Genomic DNA, 4372 nt, shown 5'->3' with positions numbered 1-4372 from the left:
GCTGCGCGCCGAATACGGCGACCTCGCCATCTAGCGCGCACGCGCCGCCCCCCTTTCCTGGAGAAAATCATGCGCATCCTTCCGCTCGCCCTCATCGCCATTGGCGTATTCGAGCTGCTCAAGCACTATGGCCTCGTCGACCCCGCCTTCGTGCACCTGCTCTGGCCCCTGCTTCTGATCGGCGCCGGCGTGACGATGCGGCCGGTCCGACATCATCCAGCGGAGCCTCTGCCTCGAAGGCGTCCGCCCCACCGCCCGCACCGGGCGAGCAGCGCTGAGGCTTTCCTGCGGCAAACCCCTTGCGTTGCCCCCTCACATTCCTTCGGAGCGCACCATGAGAATCTTCCCCGCCGCACTCATCGTCATCGGTCTGGTCGGCATGGCCAGGCACCTGGGTCTCATCCCGGTCGGGATGTCCCACCTGGTCGGCCCGTTGCTCTTGATCGCACTCGGCGCGGCCCTGCTCTTTCGCCGCCCGCGCGCTTGCAGCAGGGATTGGCGCGTCCGCGGTGGCTGATCCTCGCGGCGATCGAGCCGGCCAGGCCGGCCCAACTGGCCGGGTCGTGACGATGCTCATCCATCGCCTGCTCAAATCTTGGGCAGTAGTCGAGCGCCGCTGACCTTGGCGGCACCTTTGTCAAAGGTCCACAACGGCTGCTCGCCCGCTTGCGCCGCCAGTGCGATGTGCAGGCAGTCGGCAAAGTCAGCCGTGCTTTCACGACACAGTTGGAGTGCGACCTCGAGTGCACGCTCCGATTCCAGGGTCAGCTCGGCAGCCGAAAACAAACTCGAGAGCGCCTGCAGGACGTCGCCTTTGGCGAATCCGAAGCTGGACCGCAACACCCACTCAAGCTCCAGAACGACCGTTACGGGTACGAACAGAGACAGGCCTTCGTCCAGGCAGCGCCCGATGAGGCGCTTCGCCGCCGCGAACTGCGCTGGGTCGTCCTGGACAAGGTAACGGACCAGGACATTGGTGTCGAGCGCGGGCATCAACGCCAGGGGTTCATGTCTTCGATGGTGATGCGCTTACCCTTCGGGGCTTTCAGCATGCCCGCCATGTCGCGGATGGACTGGGTCTTGGCGCGCACGATGATGGTTCCGTCGGGCATGGCGGACCACACCAGGCGCGTCCCCGGCTTGGCATGCATGACGGCCCGTATGTCTGCCGGCACGGTGGTCTGCCCTTTGGCCGTGATGGTGGATTCTGCCATGACGCCTCCTTACAAAGCATCTTACTGTAATGCGTGCGGCGCACCATGTCGACAGGACATCGGAGCAAGCCCGGCTCCCGCCCCCAAGCGCGCCGTGGCCACCGGGCACGCACAGCAGCGCGTACTCGCGCACCTTGGCCAGACGAACCGGCCCATCGAAACGCAGGCCCTGGGGCCAGACGATGGCCTGGCCCGTGGGAGGGAACATTGCCGGCGACGCATAGCAAGGGTGCTGAACACCTCAGCAACCGCCGAGCACACCCGAGCCGTCATTGCCGCCCGCGGGAGCCAGTGTCCGCAGAGGCCGACAAGCAGTCCTCTATCAGCGTGTGGTGCGCGTGCGGGCGCCCACCGCCTCGACACTACGGGCACTCCCGCTTAGCTGCGAGTCGTAAGGCACGGAGCATGTCGGCAGGACGACGGAGACAGTATTGCCCTGCATGTGCTCGTGCGAAGGGCTGCCCCGCGGCGAGGAGACTCCATCCCACGCGAGCCTGGCACGTCGTCCGCGTGCCCCCCAGACGCCAAAAAGCGCGAGTGGCGTGAACCACTCGGGCTTCGATCCTGATGTCCCCTGGATCTGCACACTCTCACCACGAGTTAGGGTGTAGCGCCCGCTGGCAGGTGACACTGCCGTTGAAGCCCCCACGGCAACCGCGAAGGCAGCCGTCAGGATCTCCTGCCCATGCCGAGCCAGCGGCTGGATGCCTCGACCGATGAAGGCGCGGCGAACCCCGAACGTCCAGCGCCGCCAGCCTCAGGCCGTCGGCCACAGATCCGAGTAGCAGGGCATCAGGTCCTGATCGACCATGCGAATGTCGATGTTGGCCGCAGCCTCGATGTGTCGCGGGTTTTGACCGTCGAAGACTTCGTCCACCACACTGAGCACCACCGTCCCCCGGCGCCTGCCGTCGCGCCCAGCCATCGGCACCAGTGCCGCGGCCTCGGGAACCTGCTGCGCCGTGATCTCCTGCGGCAGGTACAGCATCCAGGCTACTCCGGGCTTGTCGGGGAACACCCGCTCGGAGTAGCCGAAAGGAAACACCTTGACCCACAGCGGATCGAACTGCTCCACGACCGGGCGCAGAACGTCCAACAGCAACTGCGCGTCGATCGCCCCCGAACGACTGTCCAGGTCGATATACAGGGTATGGGTGTACTCGGGAGGTGCGATGTGGCAGGACATGCTGACATCTACACGAGGAGCCTGCAGCCCGTCCCAGATGCTCACAAAGGTTCGCTCGTCCTCGTTCCGGAACTCCTGCTCCAACACGGCGAGACCGACGCGCGACGGGCCGTGGGCATCAAACACCGGAAACAGCTGCGCCATTTGCTCGGTGTCGCCCTTCAGTCTCCATTTCGTCCTGTCGTGTTCCGGGTAGCGCCGTTCCAGCACCTCGATCACCTTGGCCATCCTGCGAAGCGCTTGGGCGTAATCGTGGATGCCGAGCTCAGGGTCGCGGAATATCGCGTTGACCTGCAAAGACATTTGCCTTTCTCCTCATGGATAGTGCACGAACTCGACGCCGCTTTTCAGTAGTGTGTCGCGCATCGCCTCGAGCGTCATGCGCCCCTGGAAGTAGTACTTCACACGGGTCGGCGGATGAGCCTTGGCGATCGCTCCTCGCTTTTCAATTTCCCTTCTCATCGGGTCAAAGCCCTGGAAACTCCTCTTCGCCCATTCCATGACCAGGAACTTGTCGTAATCCCCCTTTGCCTCCTGGATCAGGCACGGGTCGCTGACGAAACCATCGAAATCCTTGCCCCGCCACTGCCACTCCTCACTCCACTTCCACTTGACCTCGTCGTAGGGCCAGCCTGTGACACGCCACTGGTAGAACCGCGCAGCCCTGGTCATCGAATGCTTGGTAGGCGCCCTCCAGCCAGCCCTCGGAGGGCAATCCTTGCAAGGCCTGTCGTCGCGAGTCATCTCCTGTACGGACGTGCGCGCCCGGGTGTCATCCTTCTCTTTGCCAGCCATCTGCGCCACGCCGGCCCCTGCGATCACCGCTGCCGCGCGCAGCAGCCAGCCGCCCAGAGCCGCCACGGCCGACTCGATCAAGGGAATTGCGAAAGCCGCCATGCCTCACTCCTTGCCAGCACCCTGGTGCCTGCCCCGCCAACGCACTACGCATAAGTAGTCCGCAAAGCGCTGCGACGCACTGCGCCCCGGGCGCGTGATCCACGCCTTCACCGCCGGCTGCTCATGGAAGCCCGGCGCCGCAGCCTCCAGACGCACGAACTCACCCATCAGCTTGTCGTCGACTCCCCACTGCTGCGCCACCCGCAGCGCGCGCAGCATGCGCTGGGCCAGCTCGGGCTCGGCACCCAGCTCCGGCTGGTCGCGCAGCAACTCCAGGCGCACGCGCTCGACAAAGCTGGTCTCGTTCAGGGCCTGCAATGCCTGCCTCTGGCCGGCGTCGAATTCAAGCATGCAGCTTCTCCGGGCTGAGCTGCACGAGCTGTCCGTCGCGCTCGACCAGCCACTGCACCGCCGGGGCGACGAAGCTTGCTCGCTGGCTCGGTGACAACAAGGCCAGGATCCCCTGCAGCAGCGTCGGGTCGTAAAAGCGCAGCAGCGCCACGCCGATGCCCCGCAGGCGCACGTTCAGGCGCTCGCGCAAGGCCTGCGCCAGACCCGGCGGGTCGCGCTCGCTGATCAGCCACACCACACCCTGCGGATCCCGCCCCAACGCGAGCAGGCCGCTGACCAGTTCCGTGTTGGCGGCGTCGAGTTCCACCAGCCAGGGGCCACCTTCGGCCACCTCGGCATCCACGGTCTGGTCGAACAAGGCCACCCTGCCCGCGCCGCGCTCCAGCATCGGGGCCAAGCCTTCATGCGCTGGAAGCAGGGGATCGAGCAGCGCGTACAGGCGCGCCGACGTGTGTGCGCCGATGCAATTCTGAGCCACCGTGCCGACCCAATAGTGAGCCAGGGATGGGAGCCGGTCTGATGATGTCCGGCGGTGGATAAGTGTAGGTCGTGGCCTGGGTCGGTGATCTCCTGGTGGTCGGTTTGATCGAGGGGGAAGCCGTGGAGGGCGTAGCCCGGAACGGCTTCCCCCTCGGTGTCTTAGGTGGTCTGTGCTGGCGCCTTGCGAGCCTGTTCCCGGCTCTTGATCCGCGTCCTGGCGTCGGCACTGGAGCGCATGAAGCGG

General features: G+C 65.5%; 7 protein-coding genes and 1 pseudogene. 2 read left to right on the top strand and 6 right to left on the bottom strand.

Annotated features, from left to right (window positions below; genetic code table 11):
* Window positions 1-69: 69 nt before the first annotated feature.
* Together D466_RS25190 and D466_RS0119835 are read left to right on the top strand one after the other, a co-directional pair.
* Window positions 70-138 (top strand): annotated as a pseudogene (locus tag D466_RS25190) (hypothetical protein); the annotation flags it as partial.
* 196 nt (window positions 139-334) lie between these two features.
* Window positions 335-517: a hypothetical protein gene (locus D466_RS0119835; protein WP_018915419.1), complete on the top strand. Its 183-nt coding sequence runs from the start codon at window positions 335-337 to the stop codon at window positions 515-517.
* 71 nt (window positions 518-588) lie between these two features.
* Here D466_RS0119835 and D466_RS0119830 read toward each other — a convergent pair whose 3' ends face one another.
* The 6 genes from D466_RS0119830 to D466_RS0119805 all read right to left on the bottom strand — a co-directional run bounded on the left by D466_RS0119830 (window position 589) and on the right by D466_RS0119805 (window position 4126).
* A complete protein-coding gene (locus tag D466_RS0119830) occupies window positions 589-993 on the bottom strand; it encodes a PIN domain-containing protein (protein ID WP_018915418.1) in 405 nt (134 codons plus the stop codon).
* Window positions 993-1214: a type II toxin-antitoxin system PrlF family antitoxin gene (locus tag D466_RS0119825; RefSeq protein ID WP_018915417.1), complete on the bottom strand. Its 222-nt coding sequence runs from the start codon at window positions 1212-1214 to the stop codon at window positions 993-995. Before D466_RS0119825 ends, D466_RS0119830 begins: the two co-directional genes overlap by 1 nt.
* Before the next feature lie 757 nt (window positions 1215-1971).
* On the bottom strand, window positions 1972-2703 hold the full coding sequence (locus D466_RS0119820) for an Imm52 family immunity protein (RefSeq protein WP_018915416.1): 732 nt from the start codon (window positions 2701-2703) through the stop codon (window positions 1972-1974).
* A gap of 12 nt (window positions 2704-2715) precedes the next feature.
* Complete coding sequence (locus D466_RS0119815) at window positions 2716-3297, bottom strand: Tox-REase-5 domain-containing protein (RefSeq protein ID WP_018915415.1); 582 nt, start codon at window positions 3295-3297, stop codon at window positions 2716-2718.
* A gap of 3 nt (window positions 3298-3300) precedes the next feature.
* A complete protein-coding gene (locus tag D466_RS22560; RefSeq protein WP_018915414.1) occupies window positions 3301-3648 on the bottom strand; it encodes a hypothetical protein in 348 nt (115 codons plus the stop codon).
* Complete coding sequence (locus tag D466_RS0119805) at window positions 3641-4126, bottom strand: DUF4123 domain-containing protein (protein ID WP_026285521.1); 486 nt, start codon at window positions 4124-4126, stop codon at window positions 3641-3643. Before D466_RS0119805 ends, D466_RS22560 begins: the two co-directional genes overlap by 8 nt.
* Between the last annotated feature and the right edge of the window lie 246 nt (window positions 4127-4372).

Origin of the sequence: Thiomonas sp. FB-6, assembly GCF_000377645.1 — a bacterium.
Taxonomy (GTDB): Bacteria; Pseudomonadota; Gammaproteobacteria; order Burkholderiales; family Burkholderiaceae_C; genus Thiomonas_A.
Note: the sequence above shows the minus strand (reverse complement) of the source record. Positions and strands in the feature narration are given on the sequence as shown.